The organism is Bacillus sp. M5A3_1b (assembly GCF_053345335.1).
On sequence record NZ_JBKEZY010000001.1, the window covers coordinates 547516 to 571513 of the forward strand.

Annotated in this window: 25 protein-coding genes and 1 tRNA gene; 5 read left to right on the forward strand and 21 right to left on the reverse strand. The window is 35.8% G+C overall.

Features of this window, described 5'->3' with window-relative positions:
- Positions 1–79: 79 nt before the first annotated feature.
- Positions 80–1192: a class I SAM-dependent methyltransferase gene (locus ACLBWW_RS02910; protein WP_447613904.1), complete on the reverse strand. Its 1113-nt coding sequence runs from the start codon at positions 1190–1192 to the stop codon at positions 80–82.
- 9 nt (positions 1193–1201) lie between these two features.
- Positions 1202–1831: an MBL fold metallo-hydrolase gene (locus ACLBWW_RS02915; RefSeq protein ID WP_048541550.1), complete on the reverse strand. Its 630-nt coding sequence runs from the start codon at positions 1829–1831 to the stop codon at positions 1202–1204.
- Positions 1832–2001: 170 nt separating this feature from the next.
- Between ACLBWW_RS02915 and ACLBWW_RS02920 the strand changes: the two genes are divergently transcribed.
- The gene (locus tag ACLBWW_RS02920) at positions 2002–2175 is read left to right on the forward strand and encodes a DUF2759 domain-containing protein (protein WP_000524847.1); all 174 of its coding nucleotides are present in this window, start codon (positions 2002–2004) and stop codon (positions 2173–2175) included.
- A gap of 80 nt (positions 2176–2255) precedes the next feature.
- Here the strand turns inward: ACLBWW_RS02920 and glcK are convergent, their stop codons facing one another.
- From glcK to ACLBWW_RS02990, 14 genes are all read right to left on the reverse strand, one after another.
- Positions 2256–3239, reverse strand: coding sequence for a glucokinase (gene glcK, locus ACLBWW_RS02925; protein WP_000391711.1), 984 nt, complete (start codon positions 3237–3239; stop codon positions 2256–2258).
- A gap of 19 nt (positions 3240–3258) precedes the next feature.
- Complete coding sequence (locus ACLBWW_RS02930; RefSeq protein WP_000253699.1) at positions 3259–3459, reverse strand: YqgQ family protein; 201 nt, start codon at positions 3457–3459, stop codon at positions 3259–3261.
- A 103-nt stretch (positions 3460–3562) separates the two neighbouring features.
- Entirely contained in the window at positions 3563–4141 is a 579-nt protein-coding gene (locus ACLBWW_RS02935) for a 5-formyltetrahydrofolate cyclo-ligase (protein ID WP_001206435.1), read from the reverse strand.
- A gap of 104 nt (positions 4142–4245) precedes the next feature.
- Positions 4246–4395 (reverse strand): 50S ribosomal protein L33, encoded by a 150-nt coding sequence (gene rpmG, locus ACLBWW_RS02940; protein WP_001265616.1) that lies wholly within the window; start codon positions 4393–4395, stop codon positions 4246–4248.
- Positions 4396–4463: 68 nt separating this feature from the next.
- A complete protein-coding gene (locus tag ACLBWW_RS02945) occupies positions 4464–6818 on the reverse strand; it encodes a sugar phosphate nucleotidyltransferase (protein ID WP_098221242.1) in 2355 nt (784 codons plus the stop codon).
- A gap of 378 nt (positions 6819–7196) precedes the next feature.
- A complete protein-coding gene (gene phoU, locus ACLBWW_RS02950) occupies positions 7197–7853 on the reverse strand; it encodes a phosphate signaling complex protein PhoU (RefSeq protein ID WP_048541577.1) in 657 nt (218 codons plus the stop codon).
- 165 nt (positions 7854–8018) lie between these two features.
- The gene (gene pstB, locus ACLBWW_RS02955; RefSeq protein WP_000226689.1) at positions 8019–8834 is read right to left on the reverse strand and encodes a phosphate ABC transporter ATP-binding protein; all 816 of its coding nucleotides are present in this window, start codon (positions 8832–8834) and stop codon (positions 8019–8021) included.
- Positions 8835–8862: 28 nt separating this feature from the next.
- A complete protein-coding gene (pstA, locus tag ACLBWW_RS02960; protein WP_048541547.1) occupies positions 8863–9729 on the reverse strand; it encodes a phosphate ABC transporter permease PstA in 867 nt (288 codons plus the stop codon).
- A 1-nt stretch (position 9730) separates the two neighbouring features.
- Positions 9731–10681, reverse strand: coding sequence for a phosphate ABC transporter permease subunit PstC (gene pstC, locus ACLBWW_RS02965; protein WP_048541544.1), 951 nt, complete (start codon positions 10679–10681; stop codon positions 9731–9733).
- A gap of 27 nt (positions 10682–10708) precedes the next feature.
- Positions 10709–11626, reverse strand: a complete 918-nt coding sequence (gene phoX / locus ACLBWW_RS02970) for a phosphate ABC transporter substrate-binding protein PhoX (RefSeq protein ID WP_048541543.1) — start codon at positions 11624–11626, stop codon at positions 10709–10711.
- A 332-nt stretch (positions 11627–11958) separates the two neighbouring features.
- A complete protein-coding gene (locus tag ACLBWW_RS02975; RefSeq protein ID WP_048541541.1) occupies positions 11959–14085 on the reverse strand; it encodes a peptidoglycan D,D-transpeptidase FtsI family protein in 2127 nt (708 codons plus the stop codon).
- 109 nt (positions 14086–14194) lie between these two features.
- Positions 14195–15472: an MFS transporter gene (locus ACLBWW_RS02980; protein ID WP_000871369.1), complete on the reverse strand. Its 1278-nt coding sequence runs from the start codon at positions 15470–15472 to the stop codon at positions 14195–14197.
- Between the two features lie 116 nt (positions 15473–15588).
- The gene (gene sodA / locus ACLBWW_RS02985) at positions 15589–16200 is read right to left on the reverse strand and encodes a superoxide dismutase [Mn] (protein WP_001052034.1); all 612 of its coding nucleotides are present in this window, start codon (positions 16198–16200) and stop codon (positions 15589–15591) included.
- A 221-nt stretch (positions 16201–16421) separates the two neighbouring features.
- Positions 16422–16495 (reverse strand) — tRNA-Ile (locus ACLBWW_RS02990).
- A gap of 242 nt (positions 16496–16737) precedes the next feature.
- Between ACLBWW_RS02990 and ACLBWW_RS02995 the strand changes: the two genes are divergently transcribed.
- From ACLBWW_RS02995 to ispG, 3 genes are all read left to right on the forward strand, one after another.
- A complete protein-coding gene (locus ACLBWW_RS02995) occupies positions 16738–17496 on the forward strand; it encodes a DUF1189 domain-containing protein (RefSeq protein ID WP_048541538.1) in 759 nt (252 codons plus the stop codon).
- A 74-nt stretch (positions 17497–17570) separates the two neighbouring features.
- On the forward strand, positions 17571–17936 hold the full coding sequence (gene yqfZ, locus ACLBWW_RS03000; RefSeq protein ID WP_048541536.1) for a protein YqfZ: 366 nt from the start codon (positions 17571–17573) through the stop codon (positions 17934–17936).
- A gap of 164 nt (positions 17937–18100) precedes the next feature.
- Complete coding sequence (gene ispG / locus ACLBWW_RS03005) at positions 18101–19216, forward strand: flavodoxin-dependent (E)-4-hydroxy-3-methylbut-2-enyl-diphosphate synthase (RefSeq protein ID WP_131934101.1); 1116 nt, start codon at positions 18101–18103, stop codon at positions 19214–19216.
- A gap of 79 nt (positions 19217–19295) precedes the next feature.
- Here the strand turns inward: ispG and ACLBWW_RS03010 are convergent, their stop codons facing one another.
- The 4 genes from ACLBWW_RS03010 to ACLBWW_RS03025 form a co-directional block, all read right to left on the reverse strand.
- Entirely contained in the window at positions 19296–19709 is a 414-nt protein-coding gene (locus ACLBWW_RS03010; RefSeq protein ID WP_001054512.1) for a Fur family transcriptional regulator, read from the reverse strand.
- Positions 19710–19722: 13 nt separating this feature from the next.
- Positions 19723–20556, reverse strand: a complete 834-nt coding sequence (locus tag ACLBWW_RS03015; protein WP_000613823.1) for a metal ABC transporter permease — start codon at positions 20554–20556, stop codon at positions 19723–19725.
- Complete coding sequence (locus ACLBWW_RS03020) at positions 20556–21326, reverse strand: metal ABC transporter ATP-binding protein (RefSeq protein WP_001059648.1); 771 nt, start codon at positions 21324–21326, stop codon at positions 20556–20558. The genes ACLBWW_RS03015 and ACLBWW_RS03020 overlap by 1 nt, the downstream gene beginning before the upstream one ends.
- A gap of 392 nt (positions 21327–21718) precedes the next feature.
- The gene (locus ACLBWW_RS03025) at positions 21719–22597 is read right to left on the reverse strand and encodes a YitT family protein (protein ID WP_000435955.1); all 879 of its coding nucleotides are present in this window, start codon (positions 22595–22597) and stop codon (positions 21719–21721) included.
- A gap of 149 nt (positions 22598–22746) precedes the next feature.
- Here ACLBWW_RS03025 and ACLBWW_RS03030 point away from each other — a divergent pair, with 149 nt between their 5' ends.
- A complete protein-coding gene (locus tag ACLBWW_RS03030) occupies positions 22747–23001 on the forward strand; it encodes a DUF2624 domain-containing protein (protein ID WP_001048965.1) in 255 nt (84 codons plus the stop codon).
- Between the two features lie 26 nt (positions 23002–23027).
- On the opposite strand, the gene ACLBWW_RS03035 is transcribed toward ACLBWW_RS03030, so the two are convergent.
- Entirely contained in the window at positions 23028–23924 is an 897-nt protein-coding gene (locus ACLBWW_RS03035; RefSeq protein ID WP_048541534.1) for a deoxyribonuclease IV, read from the reverse strand.
- Between the last annotated feature and the right edge of the window lie 74 nt (positions 23925–23998).

The window sequence follows — 23998 nt, forward strand, 5'->3', positions numbered from 1 at the left end:
GAGAGAAAATATATGATGCTACATAATTAAAAAGTCGTATTAAAAAACAAGACACAGAAATATGCTGTGTCTTGTTTTTTTATATTTTCAAATGCTGATCCAAGTGTAACTGTTGCATATGTTTCGTATGTATCACAACATCAAATGCACTCCCTAATCCTCCGCTCAAAATCATAGAACGAACTGCACGATTTTGTTTTTGAGTTTCAGAAAAAGGATTTCGATCTTGGTGACCCGTAAGCTGATCTAATATTCCTGCTGCTAACAAAAACTCAGATTGCTTCTTATGCCATACTATATTCATGCCTTGCAGGCTAAACATCTCTTTCAGTTCGTCCCAATGAATATGAGTAGTAAGATCCATTTCACCTGGATGCTCTAAAGGATTACGGATTAACTTATGCTCGTAATATCCTCGTAAACTTCCTTCTTGATGTGCAGGATGCATCCATTCTTCTTTTGTGTATCCATAATCAACGGTAATACATACACCTCGTTGAAACCATTTCGCAATTTCTTCTATATATTCTTCCATCGCAAGTGGCACTTCAAAACGCTGACCTTCAGCAAGATGAATATTATATTTCAATAAGTATCGACCAATATTTTTCTGTAGCGGTCTACATACTTCTGCGAGTTTCCCTTCCTCTGTGTACGTCACACGTACTTCATACAATATTCCATTTCTCTTCTCAATTACTTCAACAGGAAATGCATCAAATAACTCATTCGAAAAAAGAATCCCTTCGAACGATTCTCCCATTTCACTATGCGACGTATAATACGACACATTAGAAAACGAACAAAGATTTTTCTGCTGTAAGTTTCTATGAAAAGGGCTCATTTCAATTATTGAATAGTTTAAATCAATAAAGGTTTCAGGAGATACTTGCTTCCACTCTTGTAAAACATCATAGGCAAACCTTCCTGTTCCCCCACCAATCTCACAAATATTCGGAGCAACTTCACCATTTTCAACAAGACGAATAAAAAATTTAGCAAATGTTTTTGCAAAAACAGAGGATACGTTGCTACTTGTAAAAAAATCCCCTTGTCTTCCAATTTTTTCACGTTCCTTCATATAATAGCCATGTCCCTCTGTGTACAATACGAGGTTCATATACGTACTATATGAAATTGAATAATCCTTCTCTTTCTCCATCCATTCTTTTAAAATGAGCTCCATCTCCATACTAGCTCCTTACTGTAAAAATGGATTATTTTCTTTTTCAAAACCAATGCTTGTTTCTGGACCATGTCCACATAGCACCGCTGTTTCATCTGGTAATACAAATAATTTTTCTTCAATACTTCCAATCAATTCAGCAAAACTTCCACCGGGTAAATCTGTTCTTCCGATGCTCATTTGGAACAATACATCACCAGAAAATACAGCATTCGCCTCTTTACAATAATAAGAAATACTGCCTGGAGAATGTCCTGGCGTCTCAAAAATCTCAAAATTAAATGAACCAATTGCTAATGCACCTTCTGCATCAATAATATGATCTGCTGGTTTTGCTGTAATACTGCGATTCATCATAAAAATTTGAGAGCCATTTACAGTTGCATCGCCTAACCAATCTGCTTCTTCTCTATGTACGTACACAGGAATATGAAAAGCGTCTCTTACCGCGTCAACAGCACCAATATGATCAAAGTGAGCATGTGTTAATAAAACAGCAAGTGGCTTTAATTGTTCTTCTTGTAAATATGTAACGAGCTTCTCTCCTTCGTGACCAGGATCAAAGATAATACACTCATTTTGATCATTCGTTAAAATATAAGCATTCGTTTGTAATGGGCCTAACGGCATTTGTATCCATTTCATATGAAAATCTCCTCCAATTATTAAACTTACTTTCAATGATACAACATTTTTTTCTCTTAGGAAAAGAAAGGATGCTATCTCGACAATCATTTTTAAAACATGTACAATATAAAAGAGTTAATATTCTAAAAACTCATATTGAGGAATGGGTAGACAGAGGAGGATATTGTATGGGCCTTGTTATTATTTTTGCGCTAGTCACTCTGTTAGCTGTATTCGCTACGCTTAGAACTCTTCGCGAAAAAAACTTATTCGCGGGCGGCTTTGCAATTGCAACTGTACTCGTTTTCGGATGGTTTACGATCATGACTGTTCTATATAACGGGTACCCACCAGCAGCTTAATTCATTTACATGTTATTCTTCATCAAGATTTCACACAAAAAGAGGAAGGGTTTCCCCTTCCTCTTTTCATATTTCACAACTTATACCATCTTCGCTTCGTATTTGTGCTTTTTTACAAGCCAAGCTCCTCCGATAACACCTGCATCATTACCAAGTATTGCAATCGCTAACTTTGTGCTCTTTACAGCACGTGAGAAAGCATATTGCTCGAAATAACGTTGAATTGGCTCTAATAGTGCATCTCCAGCTTTAGACACGCCCCCGCCAATAACAATTTTCTCTGGGTTCAACGTACTAGCAAGGTTCGCTACAGCTAACCCTAAATAAGAAGCTACTTTTTCTACTACTTCGCCTGCTAGCTCATCACCTTGTCCAAGTGCTTCAAACACATCTTTTGATGTAATACGCCCTTCTTCTGCTAACATAGAACGTAGAACACTCTCTTTATTAGTCTCTTGTATTTTTTGCATAGCAACACGCACAATACCCGTTGCAGATGCTACAGTTTCTAAGCAACCAGACTTCCCGCAATTACATGGGAAAGCATTCTCTGTAACTACTGTAATATGTCCAATCTCACCAGCAGCTCCGCTTACGCCGTGTACAATCTCACCATTGGCGATTACACCACCACCAACACCAGTGCCAAGTGTCATACAGATTAAATCTTTTGCTCCTTCACCAGCACCTTTCCACATTTCACCAAGCGCTGCTAAGTTTGCATCATTATCAATAACAACAGGTAATCCTGTTTCTACTTCTAATAAATCTTTTAACGGATAGTTTTTCCATCCTAAATTGACCGCTTCATAAATCATTCCAGACGCCACGTGTACAGGACCAGGAGCTCCCATACCAATACCGATTAACTTGCTTTTCAATTCACCTAACTCTTCTAACTTTTTATCAATAGCTTTCGCTACATCAAGCGTAATATGTTTTCCTTGCTCATTTGTATTCGTAGGGATTTCCCACTTATGTAAAATTTCACCGTACACATTAATAAATGCTAATTTAATTGTTGTACCACCAAGGTCAACCCCAACTAACCATTTCTCTTCCATGTTGCTTACCTACCTTTATCTAATTCTTATTTAGCTCTTTTTGAATTTCTTGCTTCAATAAAAATAAAGCTGTTTGATAGTCTTGTGGATCGATTAACTGTGATTGATTTAATTCACGCAATTCATCTTGCATTAATTGTAAATCTGCAATTCGATCACCCGTATAAATAATCGTACCAAATTTCTTTAGCAATTGCTGAATATCATAAATAGATACCATTTTATCACCCTCTATGCTCACTTACTATAAAAAATTATAATAAGAAAACGTTCACATATTTTATTATAATCAAGAAGAAAAAGTCTCGTCAATTTTTATTTGTCTATACAAGCCCATTTTTAACCATTGTTCCTTTTTCTGTAATAATTTTTTCTACGTTTTTATCAAACGGCTCTACTGGAATATGTTCTACTATTTGAAAACTATAAGCTAATGATAGCGTTTTCCCTTTATAATGTAAGAGATAACGATCATAATACCCACCGCCATATCCAATCCGTTCTCCTCGCTCTGTATAAGCTACACCTGGCACGATTTGAAGATCAATGTCATCTGCATTCACTTCTTCCGTACGCGCTGGAATTGGTTCACGTAAATTCATATACACTATTTCTAATTGATCAAAATTACTAATTTGCCGGAAAGACATTGTTCGTGTTTCTTTGTTACACTTTGGAACAACAACTTTCTTTCCTTCTTCCCAAGCTTTTTCGATAATAGCATATGTATTCACTTCATTTTCCATTGAGAGAGTGATTCCAACTGTTTTAGCTTCAGCCCACTCTTTTTGCGCATACAACGAAAATGCAATTTGCTCTGATAAAGTTGTATACCGTTCTTCTGATAAAGAATTCATGTGCTCTATTATTTGTTTACGTAAACGTACTTTCTCTTCTCTCACACACTTTCCCCCTCACAGTGATACTTTGCTCTACGATGATAGTGTATCACTTTTAACAGAGGAATCGAATAAAAAAAGAAACAGTAGGAAAATATTCCTACTGCTTACTTTGTTTCACGGTGTAACGTAGACTTCTTGTCACGCTTGCAATACTTTTTAAGCTCGATACGCTCAGCGTTGTTACGTTTGTTTTTCTTTGAGATATAGTTACGATCTCCGCATTCTGTACATGCTAGAGTAATATTCACACGCATTCTTATTCCCTCCAGTACTAATAACTTAAATCAGACTATACTATAATACCACTTTTAAAATAAAAATTCTACACCTTTTGATATTGTCTAATTTTTTCTATAAGATTTTTCATGTTTTCCCTTGCTATTACTGGGTTTCTGGCATGCGAATACACTAAAAATTTCGGTTGTTTTGTGTCAGAAACGATATAAGACCACTCTTTTTCGGTGTATTTGAACTGTACTCCTTCAAATATACCTTCTTCCTTTCTTTCCATATCAGCCAATAATTTCCTCATTACTTTTCCTTTTTCATTCCATGAACATACAACTTCATCACAAAGTAGATAAAGCGGCGGTGATTGCTCTACTATGCTGAGAAATGTTTTCCCCTGCAATGCTATTAACTCGAATAATTTTCCAATTCGATATAAAATATCTCGCTTCCATCTCGCTTGAAACGACTTTTTTTCATCCTGCGTATAAAATAGAAGGTAACATTCTCCTAATTTCAAAGACATCGGGTAAATATTTCCTGCTGATTCAAGTAATAAATCTGGAATATCTACCTCTTCAAAATTTGTTCCTTGGTAAATATTACTATGATTATCATATAACTCGAAATAATTTCCTTGCTCTGAAAACATAAGTGCCATATTTGCTTTGCTTGATTTCATCAAAGCTTTCACATGATCCTTTTGTTCGCCCGCATAAATCCATGTAACTGTGCATCCGAGCCTTTGTAAAAAGAGCATCAGTAAATGTTGTAACATATCATTCCTCTTATTAATAAGAAGATGAAACTTTTGTTTTTGTATTTTCTCAATATCAACGCGCTCTAATACAGCCTCTATATAATCATGTAAAGAAACGTGGACTAGCTTATTCCGCCCCATTTCTTTCTCACATACGTAATAAAACGACTCGGACATATATACTTGTTCTATCGCTTTTTGCTGCTTATACGTTAATTGTACCCCATCCTTACCATATAACTTTATAACAACCTCTTTTTCATTTTCCACTTGAATGAAAACCCCACCAGCACATTGTAAATCCTGAATGCTATACTGAAAAAGCGATTCGTTCATTTCTTTGCATTCCATCGTATGAACCCCGATACCATGAATCGCATGAAGAAAGAGATTTTTATAAGAAGTCGTTTCTATATGTTCTTGACTCCCAATTAATATACTTTCTCCTTTGGCAAAAAGAGATCCATACGCCATCGCAACTTTCACAATAAATTGAGGAGTGATTTCAACATTGCCTCTTCCTACAATGCGGCTTTTTTGCAACCATCCTGCACTCTTTTCGCTTTCTTGAACACCAGCCGATCCTACTACTGAATAGCTGTCAATTGCCTTATATGGCCATAGTTTTCCCTTTTGCTTAATTACCGTACTTTTCCCTATATGACAATGATCCGCTACAATGCTTTTTTGAAACAGTGTAACGTCATCTTCCACCATTGTATGCTCTCCTATGATCGTTTCTAATAGCTCGCAATACTGACCAATGTGCGCATTTGCAAAAACAATACTTTTTTGAAGATGAGAATAACTTGAAACCACACTATTTTTCCCGATAATAGAGTATGGCTCAATTACAGCTCCAGCACCAATCTTTGCTCCTTCTCCAATAAAAGAAGGACCGTGAATTTTCGTTCCTTTTCCAATCGTCACACCTTCCCCCATCCATACCATCGGCAATACTTCCGTGTAAGGAATAGGTACTTGCAATTTTTTCGTTAACAAATCAAATTGTGCTTGTCGATATTGATCAAATGTACCGATATCTAACCAATAACCTTCTGACAAATATGCAAATAACGCGTTCTTATTTGCCAATAGCGGAAACACATCTTGACTGAAATCAAAAAACTCTCGGGGCGGTATGTAAGAAAAAATTTCTGGCTCCATAATATATATACCTGTATTCACAATATTAGAGACTACTTCATTCCAGCTCGGTTTTTCTATATATCGTGTAACCTCTTGTTCTTTATTCATTACAACTAAACCGAATGAGAGTGGGTTTTCTACTTCCTTTACAAACATAGTTACCATTCTTTTCTTTTGTTCATGAAACATAATTCCTTCTGATAATTGAAAATCAGTTAACGCATCCCCGCTTATCACAACAAACGTTTCATCTAAAAATGTTTCCGCTTGTTTAATACTCCCTGCGGTTCCAAGCGGGGGAGAATCTTCAAAGTAGTACAAGTTAACTCCCCATTTGCTACCGTCACCAAAATATTGTTTAATGGCTGTACTCATATACTGAACAGTAATTGCAATTTCACGAATACCATGCTGACGTAATAATTCAATATTGTATTCCAAAACTGGCTTTTCTAATAATGGTAACATCGGCTTTGGAGTATTACATGTTAATGGTCTAAGGCGTCGTCCTTTTCCTCCAGCTAAAATAACCCCCTTCATATACTTCAGCCTCCACTTATATAATGATCAGTAACTTCATATACGATATGTATATTATCTACCCCGCATTAACTAGCAGTATAAAATGAAACTTTAATTAGTAGGGATTTTGTGCATCTCCCACTGATTATTAGCCCTGACCACTCGGGCTTTTACAGGCGGTAAAACTGTCTATATACATGTACCTTTTCAACGCCACGAAAGAAAGCGCTTACTATTAACTTAGTAAAATATCTCTTAATAAGTGAACAACATATATGTCCTATTTTTTCCATTATATTATGATACATCTTATCATCATAAACTAAAGGAAACAACGAGCTTTTTTTGTCATGTTTTGACTAAAAAAAGCAGGTGATGTTTCACCTGCCTTTTTCTTTATTCATTTAATAAGTAATGCTTTCCTTTTACTAAATAAAAAACATTTTCAGCAATATTTGTAATATGATCTGCTACACGCTCGATATATCTCGCCACAAAGGATAATTGTGTAATTTGTGTAATTGCTTCTGGTTGTTCTGGAACTGAAGATATAAATTCACGAATCGCTTTCCCATATATTTCATCAACTGAATCATCCATTTCAGCAATTTGTTTCGCCAAAGTTAAATTTTCTTGCTCATATGCTTCTAGCGCTAACTGTAGCATCTTATTTGCAATTGCAAACATTTCATCAAGATTGTGCAAACTAACAACCACCTCTTTTTCCCCAAGACGAATTGTTGATTTCGCAATATTAACAGCATGATCTGCAATACGCTCTAAATCTGTCGCTGTTTTAATTGAAATGAAAATCCTTCTTAAATCACTTGCTACAGGTTGCTGCTTCGTAATAAGCATAAGCGCAAGATCATTTATTTCCTCTTCTAAATTATCCATACGATAATCACCATCTATTACCTCTAACGCTTTCTCTACATCCCTTTTATGAAGACCTTCCATAGCAAGCAATAAAGCTTCCCTCGCTAGCTCTCCAAGCTCAATCACCTTTTGCTGCAACATTTTTAAATCACATTGAAACTGTTCTCTTACCATTGTTTCTTCCCCCTCAATATTATGTGCCATTATATATAGATCTCCTACCTAGCCTACTTGTAATAAGCCTTAAGATAGGAGAAGTATTACTTCTCTAATTAAATGAGGTAAAAATAAGAAATACCCTCTGTTAAGAGGGTATTTGCTCTTAGCCTTGCAACGATATCAACCGAATCGGCCTGTAATATAGTCTTCTGTACGCTTATCTGAAGGTGTCGTAAATAATTTATTTGTATCTGTATATTCCACAACTTCTCCACTTAAGAAGAAAGCAGTTTTGTCTGAAATACGTGCTGCTTGTTGCATGTTATGCGTTACGATCACAATACTAAAGTCTTTCTTTAACTCTTGAATTAATTCTTCTACTTTTAATGTTGAAATTGGATCTAGTGCCGATGTTGGCTCATCCATTAAAATAACGTCTGGTTCAATTGCTAAACAACGTGCGATACATAGACGCTGTTGCTGTCCACCAGATAAACCGTATGCATTATCATGCAAACGATCTTTTAACTCATCCCAAATCGCTGCTCCACGTAAACTTTTTTCAACAATTTCATCCAATGTTTTTTTATCACGAATACCATGAATTTTCGGGCCATATGCTACATTTTCATAAATAGATTTCGGAAATGGGTTTGGCTTTTGGAACACCATTCCCACATGAGTTCTTAATTCTTCAACTGGGTATGATTTTTCAAATATATTGCGCTCTCTATATTCAATTACACCTGTAGTTCGCACGATTGGTACTAACTCTACCATACGATTTAATGTTTTTAAGTACGTTGATTTACCACAACCACTTGGCCCGATAATTGCTGTAACTTCATTCTCATGAATGCTTAAGTTAATATCTTTTAAAGCATGGTCTTCTCCGTACCATAAATTTAAGTTTTTCGTATCAAATACTACTTTCTTTGGTGCAGTCTCGATTTTCTCCTCGTTTTTCACCTGTACATTTACTACTGTTGCTACCATTTGAATTCCCCTTTCATCCATTTCCAACTTATTTTCGATTTCGTAACCATAAGACAAATATATTGATAAAGAGTAATAAACCTAACAAAACAATCATCCCAGCAGCTGCTACATACTGAAATTCTTCTTGCGGTCTACTCATCCAATTAAAAATTTGAATTGGTAAAACTGTAAATCTATCAAACATACTAAATGGAACATAATTTGCAAATACAAGTGCCCCGATAACTAATAGCGGTGCCGCTTCTCCAATCGCCCTTGATATCGCTAACATACAACCCGTTATAATTCCTTGGAAAGCAGATGGCAATACAATTTGATACATCGTTTGCCACTTCGTAGCACCTAATCCGTAAGAAGCTTCTAATAATGAACTTGGTACAGATCGTATCGCTTCTTGACTCGCTACAACAACTGCCGGTAAAACGAGTAAACTCATCGTCAGTGCCGCCGCAATAATACTCTCTCCTAAATGAAGAGCATATACAAAAATAGTTAAGCCGAGTAATCCAAATACAACGGAAGGTACTCCTGCTAACGTTTGATTATTAATTTCTATTACCTTTTTAAATATAGATTCCTTCGCATATTGCTCCAAATAAAGAGCCGTTCCAACTCCAAATATAAAGGAGACTGGTATAACAATACTCATAAATAATATTGTTCCTGACAAAGCTGCAGCAATCCCAGCTTCTTTCGGATTACGCGAAGCGAAGTTTGTAAAGAAATCTAACGAAAGGTAACTTATACCTTTTTCAAAAATTTGAAAAAGCAAAATAAGCAGTATTACTATTGAAAACAAAATTGCCATATAAAATAACAACTTGTAAACTCGGTCTTTTAAAAAACGTGATGCCATATTTTCTTGTATTTTTTTATGATTCAACATTCGCATATTATGTCACCCTCCTAAAGCGGCGCATAATAGAGTGTGAAATGATGTTCATTATAAGAGTAAACAAGAATAACGTTGCGCCTACAGCATACATGCTGTAATACGTAATTGTTCCATGCGGAGCATCACCTAAGCTCACTTGCACAATATAGGCTGTTAGCGTTTGAATAGAGTGTGTCGGATCGAGCGATACATTCGGTGTAGATCCCGCTGCAATTACAACTATCATCGTTTCGCCAATTGCTCTGGAAGCAGCTAATAGGATTGCTGCCATAATCCCTGTAAAAGCCGAAGGAAACACGACTTGTTTTACCATCTCAAACCGAGTTGCTCCAAGTGCTAACGAAGCTTCTTTCGTTCCTTTCGCTACAACTCTCATCGCGTCTTCAGATAGAGATGCAATTGTAGGTATCATCATAAAGCCAATAACAATACCTGGACTAATCGCATTAAAAAACTGTAAATCTGGTATAATCCGTTGTAAAAGTGGTGTGACAACTGTTAATGCAAAAAAACCATATACAATTGTCGGAATACCTGCTAATAGTTCTAACATCGGTTTTAATACTTTCCTTGCACCGTTTGAAGCATATTCGCTTAAAAATACAGCACACGCTAAACCGATAGGAATTGCTACGAACATGGCAATTGCTGTTACAAGGAACGTTCCACATATAAGTGGTAATATACCGAATTTAGGATCTTCAAAAAAAGGTAACCATTCTTTTCCCGTCAAAAAGGAGTGTAATGGTATTTTTTGAAAAAACATCAACGTTTCATTTGCCAATGTGAAAATAATTCCAAGTGTCGTTACAATAGACACGCTAGCCATTATTTTTAGTAATAATGGAACGATTCGATTGATTCGCTGCGTTTTTTTTCTTTGTTTTGTATTTCTTTCAATCAAATGTTGTACAGAAAATGTAATTTGACTTTTGTCATTATGAGCCAAAGATGAAAACCCCTTTCCACCCTGACATTACCTTTTTATTTCTGTTAACATCCGCAGCTGTTCATTGTATTTTTCTTTTGGTAATTTTACATATCCAACCTCTTCAGCAAGATTACCTACATGCTGAATCATAAACTCAATATAATTTGCTACATTCATTTTATTTCGGATAGATGCATCATTTACATAAGCAAATAACGGCCTAGATAATGGCTTATACTTACCTGATTGAATGGTATCTTTCGTCGGAAGTACACCATTCATTTTTATTGCTCTCACCTTATCTCGATTGGCCATATAATAAGCATATCCTACAAAAGCAATGGCATTTTTATCATTCATTACCCCTTGCATAATAACTTGATCATCTTCAGACAAAGAGACTTTTTTTACAATGCGACTATTTTGTAAGATGACATTTTGAAAATAATCATACGTACCAGAGTCTACACCTGGCGCATAAAACTTCACCTGTTCACGTGGCCATGATGAATGAATTTGTGACCATCGCTTTTCGCTTCCATCTTCACTCCATAATAGACGTAACTCGTCTACCGTCATATTGTCTACCCAAGTATTTTGGCGACTCACAACGATCGTAAGGCCATCGTAAGCGACTTCAAACGGTGTAAACTGAATGGAGTTTTTTTTCATCTCATTTTCTTCCACTTGTTTCATTGCTCTCGAAGCATTATTTATATCTACTTCTCCTTTACTGAAACGATTAAATCCTCCTCCTGTTCCAGAAACACTGATGGAAATTTTCACGTTTGGATGCACCTTTGTATATTCCTCCGCTACCGCTTCTATAATAGGAAAAACTGTTGAGGATCCATCAACTCTCACTTCTCCCATTTCATTCACAGCAAATGCAGTAGACGTGCCAACATAAAAGAAACATGTCGACAATACGAAAACTTTAATCGATGCACTTATCCATTTCACGTGTTCTTCCTCCTAGAAGTAACCGGAAATAACAGGATTACAGATATAAGAATACTGCTAAACTATTAATTCGGTTTTAATTGTTTGTAAAAGTTTTGTAAAGTTCCACAAGAATCAACATTAGGTGAAATTCTAATCCGTAGCCACCATTCATCTTCACTAATGATTGGTCCATAAAATCCTTATCCTCCATAGGGAAATGCATACGTATCATTTGCGAGGTCCCTTAATTTCCCGATATGATATGCTTGTCCACTTTATTAAAACGTATGCATGAACCATAAAAAAAAGCACACTATCTTTTCAGATAGTGTGCTTTTTTTACAACTTTTTTATTCATCATCTTGCTCTTTATTTTTCTTATCTATTTCATCTTTTGTAGCTTCGCCATTTTCCACCTTTTTCAAATCAAAGTACGCGTCCATAATGTCACGGCTAATATATCCATTAATACCTGATTTATCATCTACCCAAGGTACAACAACAGAAAATGCTACTTCAGGGTCTTCAAATGGCGCATAACCTACTAACGTTAAGTTATATGTCTCTTTGCGCTCACCTTTTGCATTTCTACCAATCTCTTTATCTCCGCCATACACAGTTTGAGCTGTACCTGTTTTACCAGCAGCTGTATATTTTGCAGTCGAAAAATAGTTTAAAGCCGTACCACCCGGACTGTTAAACACTTGCTTAAATCCTTCCTGAACACGTTTAATTTGTGATTCAGGCATATCTACACGGTTTAGTACTTTCGGTTCCATTGAATGAACCACTTTTCCAACTTCATCTGGTTTCACTGCCGGTTGACGAATTTCTTTTACAACTTGCGGCTGCATACGGTAACCACCATTTGCAATTGTTGAAACATATTGTGCTAATTGAAGTGGTGTATACGTATCATACTGTCCAATTGATAAATCCAATAAGAAACCTGGCATATGATCTGTTCTACCTCTTTGTCCAGCCGTTTCATTCGGTAAATCAATGCCAGTTTTTACACCAAGTCCAAATTGACCGAAATAGTAACGCATCGTATCATATGATTTTTGTTTTATATCTAACGTACCGCCTCGTACATAGGGAACACCAGCAATATTCATCGCTGTTTTAAACATATAAACGTTTGAAGACATTTTTAACGCTGTAAGGTCATCAATATATCCCATCGTCTTCCAAGACGATTTTTTTAGCGGTCCTTTTAATACAATTGGTTCATCAAGTTGAACCGAACCTGGTTGAATAGCGCCTGTTTGATATCCAGTAAGTATTGTAGCGCCTTTTACAGTCGATCCCATCGGATAAGAACTTGTCATCGTTCCTAATGCGAAATCTTGTACTTTCGTTTCACCATTTTCATTCACTAACTGTTTCCCTGCCATAGATAAAACTTCACCATTTTTCGGATTCATCATTACAACGAATGCACGATCTAAAAGTGGTTGCCCACCTTTATATTTCAATAAACTTTTAGTGATAATTTCTTCTACACGCTTTTGTAATTCCATATCAATTGTTAAATTCAGATCATTACCACTTTGCCCTTTTGATACATTAATCGTTTCTAAAATATTACCATTTTTATCTGTAATATTTTTCACTTCCGCTTTCGTACCATGTAGGCTATCTTCATATTGCTGTTCAAGATAACTTTTTCCTACTCGTTCATTTCGATTATAATCACGAACAAGATAGTAATCTAGTCTTTCTCTCGGTAAACCTTCATCAGACGTTGACACCCCACCAAGTACACTTCGGAATAAATCACCATCATATGCATATTTTCGTTCCCAATCGACACTCGTATCTACTCCTGGCAATTCCGCTAATTTTTCACTAATAATCGCATATTCTTTTTCTGTGGCATCCTTCTTAATGACTTGTGGTGTCATTGCATATCCGCCGTCCATTTTGCTTTTAATTGCTAGTATTTCTAAATCTTTTGCAGATAATTGATTCACTTCTTCTTCCGTCACGCGACCTCGTTGACGCTCGTCTAATTCTTTATCGTCAATTTTTTTATCTTTAAACTCTTGACGATCTTTATTCGTAATTTTTTCTTTCGCTTCCTCTTTATGAATAGCAAGCCAATAATCTTTTTTATCACGATCTGTTAATTTATCTGTCGGTACTTCAATCAAATCTGCTAGCTTTTTCGCTGTTTCTAAGCGAGCCTCTGCAGTTGATCCTTTCATTTTTGTAAATGTAATCGTACGTACAGCTGCATTATCTACTACAGCTCGCCCATAACGGTCAAATATTTTCCCACGTGGTACAGGATTACTTATCGTCGAGTTCTCTTTCCTCTCCACTTCATTCTTATATTCCTCACCGCGAACAATTTGTACATATCCTAGCCTTACAATAACCGCGGAGAACATTAAAAACACGCAGAAAAACAGCACGTTTAACCGAAAAGGAACGTGAGTCTTTTTCTTTTGTTGTTTCTGCTTCTTGCTCATACAAACCTCCTCTACCAACAGCTATGTAATGTGAAAGGGACACCTTCATACAGGTGTCCTCACTGCTGTCTTACATCTTTTTCTATTCTAGCATAAAACAACCGAGAAGTTAACCTTCTGGTTCTGTTTGATTCTGCGCATTTGCTTGCGTTACAACACTTGTTTTACTTGCATTTCCCTCATCATATTTGACATTTTTAACTGCAAAATAAATAAGAAAATGTCCTGCACCTAAAATACATAATAAGTAAGGTAAACTTTTTTCGGGCGGAAAGAATAGTACAGCGCATAAAAAACTTAAAATCGAGCAAATTCTTCCTGCATTTAACCATAATTCTCGGACAACTACATACTCTACACGCCACTCTCTCGCATTTTTCGCTCTGCCAATTACATCATATGTCATGGACCCGTACGGAACAAGCAAAATAGGGTATGCAACCGCAATACACGCTGCATAAATAAGTAATTTTGCGTATGTAACGTTGAATATAACTAAAAATACGACAGCATATAAAATAATGCCTCCAAGTAAAATTGCTTTTTTCCGCCACTCTTTCTTTAACATACGAGTGACTAAGTAGTAACATACAAATGATACAGCAGAATTTACTAAGCTATATTTTCCTAAGGCGAGTTCACTATCCGTCGCTAAATACACGTACACGGAAATCACAAAAATAAACGTTCCCTCTCTCAATCCTTGGAAAAAATGAGCACGTGTAATTCTTCCCCAATTTTTATCAATCTGCCGCTCTTTCAATACTTGTACAATTTCATACCGTCCTTCACATTCTCTCTTAGATACAAAAAAGCTTAAAATAACAGCAATTGCAAATAACACTAACGAAAGAAAGAATATGACCGTATAGCCACTCCATTTTTCCATACGTGAAATTGTGTATCCAGCTGCTATCGGTCCAATCATGCCAGAGAAGGATGTAAGAAGTCCAAGAAACCCATTAAAGAAATCTCTTGTTTCTGGTTCTGTAATCTCAAATGTTAATAAGTTAAACGCGAGCCAGTAAAAACCATATCCGACTCCTAAAAGAGCCCCCATTAATAAAATATAGTGAGAAGCGCTTTTTCCCGCTACTAAAACAACGATAAAAAAAATAGCTAACGTGCCTACGCCTATTCGTAACAAGATTGAGCGATCAATACGCTTCGCTAATTTCCCACCTATAAGAAATGTGAGAGGCTGCAATACAACGCTGGCCAAATTATACAAGCCAAGATTCACATAATTTTGTGTTTGTTTCCATAAATAAATGTTAACAAACGTATTCGATAAAGAAATTGCGAGCGTGTATAAACCTCCAATAAGGAGCAACAACACTAAATCCCGATTCACTTCAACGTCACCAATTATATGTTTCCACTTCATACACAACTCTCCTTTACTTCATGTTCTAGTCTTCCAAAGACAAGCCCAATTATGTAAAAGGAAAGCATAGAAAAAAGCTAGGAGCATTCTCCTAGCTTTTTCTATCGTTATTACAATTATTTTGCTTCTTGGTAACGTTTTTCAGCAGCGTTCCAATCTACAACGTTCCAGAATGCACCGATGTAGTCAGGACGACGGTTTTGGTAATTTAGGTAGTAAGCATGTTCCCAAACATCTAAACCTACAACTGGAGTTTTACCTTCAGTTAGAGGAGAATCTTGGTTTGGCGTGCTTGTTACTTCTAACTCACCATTGTTTACTACTAACCAAGCCCAACCAGAACCGAAACGAGTTGCGCCAGCTTTTGCGAATTCTTCTTTGAATGCATCGAAGCTACCGAATTTCGCTTCAATTGCAGTTGCAAGTTCGCCTACTGGTTGTCCGCCGCCGTTTGGAGATAAGATTGTCCAGAAGAATGTATGGTTAGCATGTCCGCCACCATTGTTACGTACTGCTGTACGGATTGCTTCTGGTACTTCGTTTAAGTTTGCAACTAATTCTTCTACGCTTTTGTCAGCTAATTCTGCATGACCTTCTAAAGCAGCGTTTAAGTTTGTAATGTAAGTGTTATGATGTTTTGTATGATGGATGTTCATTGTTTCTTTGTCAAAGTGAGGCTCTAAAGCATCATACGCATAAGGTAAATTTGGTAATTCGTGTTTTGCCATTGTTATATTCCTCCCAGTTTATGTATTGCCACTTAAGTGACATACAACTTCATTCTACCCTAATTGCCATAGGGTGCAAACAAATAAATCACATTGTCTTGCTATCATTAACGTAGCAAAAATCCCACTTCTTTTCAATTAAAATGCTCATATATTCCGTAAAAAAAGCTCCCTTCTACAAGGAAGCTTCCCACTGACATAATAAACATGCGAAATGGATATGGACCCTGTAGGACTCGAACCTACGACCGGACGGTTATGAGCCGTCTGCTCTAACCAGCTGAGCTAAGGGTCCACAATTATGTATGTAACAACATATCAAATAAAGGAATTCCTATCGGATATATCCTTTAAGAAATGTAAGATAAATTTACCATATGACAAAGAAAAGTGTCAATTGTATTTTTCTCATATAAAAGAAGAAAATTAATAAAAAGAAATTTAGTTATCTCCACTATATGTAAATATAATATATCTTGAGATTCTCTAGATTCCTACGTTACAATGATTTTATACATACATAAAGGAAGTGAATCTATGTCCATATTTACCCAATTAGCAAAAAGCGTATATTCGCCTAAAGATATGGCGCTATTCCGTTTTCAAAAAATCGGAAAAACCATTTTGTATATTATGCTACTTTGTCTAATCACTACTATTCCAAGAACATTCTTTTACGGCAGCTTTATCCAAGATAGTGTCAGCATGGTAAATCAAGCAATTGAAAAAGATTTACCTGATTTTAAAATCGAAAACGGTGAACTAAAAGCAGATATTGAACAACCTATTCTAAAGGAAGAGGGAGATGCTCTTTTCGTATTTGATCCCAATACAACAGATATAGAAACATATCAAAACAAAACTGGTTTATTTATTTTAAAAGATAAAGTAGTTTCTATAGGAAATGGTCAAACACAAACATACTCCTATAATGATTTATTAGGGACATCTCTTGAGAAGAAAGATTTGCAAGATTTCATTTCTGTATTCGATAGTATTTATCCAATTTTACTAGCCGTTATTGGAGTGTTAGTGTACCTATTCCAATTGTTTATTACTTTCTTAGGAATTACTTTACTTGCGTTTATAGGTTCTGCTATGAGTGGTCAACGTAAATTATCTTATAAGCAAGTATGGACGTTAACTGCATACAGCTACACAATCCCAACAATCTTCTTTATGATTATGGATCTATTCAAAATTGTTGTACCTGGTTCAACATTCATTTATATCGCAGTTGTTTTAATTGTTCTTTACTTAACGATTAAAGAAGTTCCAAAACCGAAAGAAAAATAAGAACGAAAAAAAAATGCCTAAATAGGCATTTTTTTTTTGGACAAGCATATATTCCTAGCAAAGGAGTGAAGAATATGAAAAGATTAGGTATATTCTTATTCGTGCTTGTTCTTGGTTATATATTTTATTACGATATAAAAATCGGCACCTTACCGATGTTAAGTTCATATAAAAAAACAACCGCTGCCCAAACGATAAAGCAAGAAAATACAGATACAAAACAAAAGAAAGAGAACAAAGCAGAAAAAGAAACAGATGTAACTTATAAAACAATCGAAGTCAAAACAGGTGAGACAGTTCTTTCTATTACCGAACAAATTAATAAGAAAAAAATCCCTTCCATTGAAAAGGTAATTGATGACTTTAAACAACTAAACAAAAGTACATCTGCTACAAAAATACAAATTGGAAAGTCTTATAAATTCCCGTTATATCAATGAGCAATCACTTAATCCTTGTCAATTACATAAAGGCGCTGATACAATAGTAAAAGTGAAACCGAGCACTTCGGTTTCTATAGCCCTGTATCACGTATACTTTCATTGATATGAGGGACTAAATAAGAAACTTCTTTTATAAGGAGAGCGATCTATTCGTGAATGAAATGACTCATCGTACAAAAACACGTCCAGTTAAAGTCGGTAATTTAACAATTGGCGGTAATAATGAATTAATTATACAAAGTATGACAACAACAAAAACACATGATGTTGAAGCAACAGTTGCTGAAATTAAACGTTTAGAAGAAGCTGGCTGTCAAGTCGTCCGTGTTGCTGTTCCAGACGAACGCGCAGCAAATGCTATTGCTGATATTAAAAAACAAATCAACATTCCACTTGTTGCTGATATTCATTTTGATTATCGTCTTGCTTTAAAAGCAATTGAAGGTGGCATTGATAAAGTACGTATCAATCCAGGTAACATTGGTCGTCGCCATAAAGTAGAAGCTGTTGTAAATGCAGCAAAAGAACGCGGTATTCCAATCCGTATCGGTGTAAACGCAGGTTCATTAGAACGTCACATTTTAGAAAAGTACGGATACCCAACTGCAGATGGTATGGTCGAGAGCGCCCTACATCACATTAAAATTTTAGAGGACTTAGATTTCCACGATATTATCGTGTCTATGAAAGCCTCTGATGTTAACTTAGCAATTGAAGCATACGAAAAAGCTGCTCGTGCTTTTGATTACCCATTACATTTAGGTATTACAGAATCCGGAACATTATTTGCCGGAACTGTAAAAAGTGCCGCTGGTCTTGGCGCAATCTTAAATAAAGGCATCGGAAATACACTACGTATTTCATTAAGTGCTGACCCAGTTGAAGAAGTAAAAGTTGCGCGTGAACTATTAAAGTCATTCGGTCTTGCATCTAATGCAGCAACACTTATTTCTTGCCCAACTTGTGGTCGTATTGAAATTGATTTAATTAGCATCGCTAACGAGGTGGAAGAATACATCTCTACACTAAAAGTACCAATTAAAGTTGCAGTACTTGGTTGCGCTGTAAACGGTCCTGGTGAAGCTCGTGAAGCTGATATCGGTATTGCCGGTGCACGTGGAGAAGGATTATTATTCCGTAAAGGGCAAGTTGTTCGTAAAGTACCAGAAGAAATAATGGTAGAAGAACTGAAAAAAGAAATCGATGTAATTGCTGCTGAAATGGCTGCTGAACGAGAAAAAGAAAAAGAAAAAGAAAAAGAAACACAAGAACAATAAAAAGAAGGTTGCCACAATATTTGTGGGCAACCTTCTTTTTTACGTAAAAAAGCTCGTCAGTTATGTAACCGACGAGTTCTTATTTTGCACATTTTGGACAACGGCCATATATTTCAAACTTATGACCGGTTACTTCATAACCGTTAAAATCTTTATTCATAAAATCCATCGGGCAGGAAGTAATCTCTTTCGTCCCCCCGCAATCTAAACAAATAAAATGATGATGATGTTCCATAATAGAACATGTAAAACGAAAATGTTTTTCACCATTTAATTCCGTTTGTTCTAAAACACCGATTTCAGCAAACACCGTTAAGTTACGATAAATCGTATCAAAGCTAAGACCTGGATAATCATCCTTCATATGCTCTAAAACGTCTTTCGCCGTTAAATAACGATTGTGAGCTGCAAATAACCTGAGCATTTCTTCCCTTTTCCCAGTATGTTTGTATCCTTTATCTTTCATTAGGCGTAAAGCTTCTGTTAGATTCATATCTATCCCTACTTTATGCAGTTTTTTTCTTTTTCCATAAAATCGCACCAATTAAAATAAGAACTGCTATCATAACAATTGTACCACCTGGTGCTAGATCAAGTTGATATGAAGCAAACATTCCACCAATTACTGCAATTTCACCAAATAAAATGGAAAAGAAAATTGTTTGTTTAAATCCATTCGCAATACGAATACTTGCTGCAACTGGTAACGTCATTAATGATGATACGAGGAGAACCCCTACTACACGCATTGATACTGCAATAACAAGAGCAACCAATATAATGAAAATAAAGTGAATCCACTTTGCACTCAAACCGGTTGATACAGCATATTCCTCATCAAACGATAGTAAAAATAACTCTTTGTATAATAAAGTGATCGTTACAATAACAACAATTGCTACAATGCCGATGATTATTAAATCCGTACTTGTTACAGCACTTACACTCCCAAATAAATAACTAAATAAATCAGTGTTAAATCCATTTGCAAGTGATATAAAAATAACCCCAATTCCCATTCCTGCTGAAAGAATAATCGGAATTGCTAATTCTTGATAATGTTTATATACAGTACGTAATTTTTCAATTAGTAACGCCCCACCAATAGAAAAAATCATTCCCATATATAATGGATTTAAAAATCCTCCTGTGAAAATTGTTTTTTCTAGTAGTAAACTTGCAGCAATACCCGATAATGTCACGTGACTTAAAGCATCCGCAATAAGCGACATTCGGCGAATGACAACAAATACACCGATAAGCGGCGCAACAAGTCCTATTAAAATCCCTGCATATAAAGAATTCCGTAAAAAGTCATATTGTAAAAAATCTTGTATCATTATATCCTCCCGTGATGCTCATGCTCGTGTTCTAAACGATGAACATGATGTCCATATAAGACGGACATTTCTGCATCTTCTAACTCTCGGAACTTCTCTACATTTCCATGGAAATGTAGATGTTGGTTTAAGCATGCAACATGTGTTACCTTCTCTGTAACAGCTCCCATATCATGAGTAACGAGAATTAATGTGATTCCTAACCTTTTGTTTAAATCCTCTAATATCTCATAAAAACTTTCTACATTCTTCACATCGATTCCAACAGTGGGCTCGTCCAAAATAAGTAATTCAGGATCACTAACGAGCGCACGAGCAATAAATACACGCTGTTGTTGTCCACCAGAAAGTTCTCCGATATTGCGCCCTTGAAACGCACTCATCCCTACATCAGCAATCGCTTTTTCTACCTTTTCCTTATCGTTTTTCGTGAAAAAGCGAAACAGCCCTTTTTTCGAAACGAGTCCCATTGATACCACTTCAAAAACAGTGGCCGGAAAACCAGAATTAAAGCTATTTGCCTTTTGCGACACATAACCAACTTTGTTCCATTCTTTAAACTTCTTACTGTCAACACCAAACAAACGAATACTTCCCTGTTTTGGCTTTAAAACGCCTAATAAACATTTTAGCAAGGTTGATTTCCCAGAACCATTTGGTCCAACTAAACCTAAAAAAGCTCCCTTCGGAACTTGCAAATTAATATCTTCTAACACATTTCGATCTTCATATCGAAATGACAATCCTTCTATTTCTAATATATTATTCATAGCATCTCACCTATTTTAATTCAGAATGATTCCGATTTATATCTATTTGAATTATAGTACAGCTTATTATAGTTGTAAACCAATCTGCCTAAAATATATCAATTTTTTCAAGAAACCTTACTATTATAACAAAAAGCAGAGAAAAATTCTCTGCTTTCGAAAAATATTCCTATAAAGTGAAACTTTAATCAGTGGGGGTTTTCTTCATCCCCCACTGATTATTAGTTGAACCAATCGGACGTTTACGGACAGTTGATCTCCCACCTAACTTCTTTGCTCCAACTGAATTTTGAGGTGGGAGTTTACTGTCCGTTAACGCGGGATAAAATGAAACCTTAATCAGATGAGGCCATCCCCTAACGATTGGCGAGGATTTTTACTGGATAAATTTTCTAGTGGATAGCCGATTTAAACTTGCCACCATTTGTCTCTTGTGTATTCATAATCGTAACAAACGCATTCGCATCAATTTCATACACAATTGATTTTAACTTCGTCACTTCCAGACGCGTTACAACTGCATAAATAACTTCTTTTTCTTTATCCGTGTAACCGCCTTTCGCTACAAGCTTTGTAGTTCCACGACCAAGACGATGCAAAATCGCATTTGATACTTCCTCATATTGATCTGATACAATTAAAACTGCTTTCGTTTCATCTAAACCTTGAATGACTGTATCAATTGTTTTGAATGCAATATAGTACGTCATAACAGAATACATAGCTTGTTCAACACCAAATACAAATGCTGCCCATGCAAAAATGAATAAGTTCACAAACATTACAAATTCGCCAACAGAGAAAGGTAATTTCTTCGTTAATAAAATACCCATAATTTCTGTTCCGTCCATTGATCCACCATGGCGAATAACGAGCCCTACACCAATACCTAAAATAAGACCACCAAACACTGTTGCTAAAATCGGCTCTGTTGTAAATGGTGGAACAGCATGTAACGTTGATTCAATAAACGCTAAAGCTACAATACCGAACGCCGAAGATAACATGAACGTTTTTCCGATTTGCTTATAACCTGAATACATAAATGGGATATTGAGAATAACGACTAAAGTAGAGAAACTTAACCACCAAATATTAGGAGTAAGATAATCTAATATAAGAGAAATACCAATAATTCCACCATCAATAATTTTATTTGGCATTAAAAATAGTTCAATCGCTACCGCTGCGCATGCTGCCCCAAAAATAATCATAACTAAACGATAAATAAGATGGATAACACTTTCTTTTCGATGTTGCTTTTGTTCCATAAGTCCTCCTTATACTCTTTTTCTATAGTTTTGTCCTTATATTATAACATACGCTTCTTTTTCTCATGAAAAAAGAAACTCTATACGAATATGTACAAGCTACGTACTCATATATTTCGATAGAAGAACGTGTGAAGGAGGATAACTCAATGAACCTCATTAAACAACTTGTAAATAAAAAATTAAATCATATTTCTACAAAAGAGTTATTGAAATATAGTAAAGAGTATGAAGTTTCTATTACGACTGCACAAGCCGATCAAATTGTTTTACTTATGAAAGGAAAAAATATTAACATTTACGATAATGACGAACGGCTAGAGCTCTTAAAACAAATAGCAAAAGTAACCTCCCCTGCTACTGCCCAACAAGTAAATACTTTATTTCAGCAACTACTAAAATAAGGAGGGGAAAATCCCCTCCTTATTGCTTATTGCGCTTTAATTTTCTCAAGAATCCCTTCATCAAATGTACCATTTTTCAGCATTTCGATTTCTAATTTATATGGCGGCTTCTTATCTTTTTTATCTTCACCTACATATGGCGTTTCAAGAATTTTTGGTACGTGCATTAACTGCGGATGATGCACAATATGATGTAACGCTTTATAACCGATATGACCGAAGCCGATATTTTCATGACGGTCCTTTCCTGCGCCGCATACATTTTTACTATCATTAATATGAAGTACTTGCAAACGATCCATACCAACAATCTTATCAAATTCATTTAATACGCCGTCAAAATCATTTACAATATCATATCCTGCATCGTGCGTATGACACGTATCAAAGCATACTGATAATTTTTCATTATATTTTACACCATCAATAATCTTTGCAATTTCTTCAAAGCTACGACCGCATTCTGTTCCTTTTCCTGCCATCGTTTCTAACGCAATGTTAACCGTCTGCTCTGGCATTAATACTTCATTAAGCCCTTTAATAATTTGTTGAATACCAGCATCCGCTCCTGCACCAACGTGCGCACCTGGGTGAAGAACGATTTGTTTCGCTACACCTAATGCCGATGTTCTTTCAATTTCCATGCGAAGGAAGTCTACACCTAATTGGAATGTTTCTGGCTTCGTCGTATTCCCAAGATTAATAATATATGGCGCATGTACGATAATTTCCTCAATACCGTTTAGTTCCATATGTTTTCTTCCTGCTTCTATGTTCAATTCTTCAATTGGTTTTCTTCGTGTATTTTGCGGTGCACCTGTATAAATCATAAACGTCGTTGCACCGTATGAAACAGCCTCTTCACTTGCTGCTAATAACATTTTCTTACCACTCATAGAAACATGAGATCCAATCTTTAACATACAATCACCTCTTCAATATACAATAGATATAATGATAGCATAATTTGTAGAAATATGTAGCGAATTGTTTGTTC

What these genes read in the sequence shown, in the direction of transcription:
- ACLBWW_RS03010 (WP_001054512.1), bottom strand. Translation starts at nt 19,709, where the DNA reads ATGAATCTAACAGAAGCTTTACGCCTAATGAAAGATAAAGGATACAAA.
- sodA (WP_001052034.1), bottom strand. Translation starts at nt 16,200, where the DNA reads ATGGCAAAACACGAATTACCAAATTTACCTTATGCGTATGATGCTTTA.
- ACLBWW_RS03015 (WP_000613823.1), bottom strand. Translation starts at nt 20,556, where the DNA reads ATGATACAAGATTTTTTACAATATGACTTTTTACGGAATTCTTTATAT.
- ACLBWW_RS02980 (WP_000871369.1), bottom strand. Translation starts at nt 15,472, where the DNA reads ATGAAGTGGAAACATATAATTGGTGACGTTGAAGTGAATCGGGATTTA.
- ACLBWW_RS03020 (WP_001059648.1), bottom strand. Translation starts at nt 21,326, where the DNA reads ATGAATAATATATTAGAAATAGAAGGATTGTCATTTCGATATGAAGAT.
- ACLBWW_RS02915 (WP_048541550.1), bottom strand. Translation starts at nt 1,831, where the DNA reads ATGAAATGGATACAAATGCCGTTAGGCCCATTACAAACGAATGCTTAT.
- ACLBWW_RS02910 (WP_447613904.1), bottom strand. Translation starts at nt 1,192, where the DNA reads ATGGAGATGGAGCTCATTTTAAAAGAATGGATGGAGAAAGAGAAGGAT.
- yqfZ (WP_048541536.1), top strand. Translation starts at nt 17,571, where the DNA reads ATGAAAAGATTAGGTATATTCTTATTCGTGCTTGTTCTTGGTTATATA.
- ACLBWW_RS02975 (WP_048541541.1), bottom strand. Translation starts at nt 14,085, where the DNA reads ATGAGCAAGAAGCAGAAACAACAAAAGAAAAAGACTCACGTTCCTTTT.
- ispG (WP_131934101.1), top strand. Translation starts at nt 18,101, where the DNA reads ATGACTCATCGTACAAAAACACGTCCAGTTAAAGTCGGTAATTTAACA.
- ACLBWW_RS02995 (WP_048541538.1), top strand. Translation starts at nt 16,738, where the DNA reads ATGTCCATATTTACCCAATTAGCAAAAAGCGTATATTCGCCTAAAGAT.
- phoU (WP_048541577.1), bottom strand. Translation starts at nt 7,853, where the DNA reads ATGGTAAGAGAACAGTTTCAATGTGATTTAAAAATGTTGCAGCAAAAG.
- pstB (WP_000226689.1), bottom strand. Translation starts at nt 8,834, where the DNA reads ATGGTAGCAACAGTAGTAAATGTACAGGTGAAAAACGAGGAGAAAATC.
- rpmG (WP_001265616.1), bottom strand. Translation starts at nt 4,395, where the DNA reads ATGCGTGTGAATATTACTCTAGCATGTACAGAATGCGGAGATCGTAAC.
- ACLBWW_RS03035 (WP_048541534.1), bottom strand. Translation starts at nt 23,924, where the DNA reads ATGTTAAAGATTGGATCTCATGTTTCTATGAGTGGTAAGAAAATGTTA.
- ACLBWW_RS02920 (WP_000524847.1), top strand. Translation starts at nt 2,002, where the DNA reads ATGGGCCTTGTTATTATTTTTGCGCTAGTCACTCTGTTAGCTGTATTC.
- ACLBWW_RS02930 (WP_000253699.1), bottom strand. Translation starts at nt 3,459, where the DNA reads ATGGTATCTATTTATGATATTCAGCAATTGCTAAAGAAATTTGGTACG.
- glcK (WP_000391711.1), bottom strand. Translation starts at nt 3,239, where the DNA reads ATGGAAGAGAAATGGTTAGTTGGGGTTGACCTTGGTGGTACAACAATT.
- ACLBWW_RS02945 (WP_098221242.1), bottom strand. Translation starts at nt 6,818, where the DNA reads ATGAAGGGGGTTATTTTAGCTGGAGGAAAAGGACGACGCCTTAGACCA.
- pstA (WP_048541547.1), bottom strand. Translation starts at nt 9,729, where the DNA reads ATGCGAATGTTGAATCATAAAAAAATACAAGAAAATATGGCATCACGT.
- ACLBWW_RS03025 (WP_000435955.1), bottom strand. Translation starts at nt 22,597, where the DNA reads ATGGAACAAAAGCAACATCGAAAAGAAAGTGTTATCCATCTTATTTAT.
- ACLBWW_RS03030 (WP_001048965.1), top strand. Translation starts at nt 22,747, where the DNA reads ATGAACCTCATTAAACAACTTGTAAATAAAAAATTAAATCATATTTCT.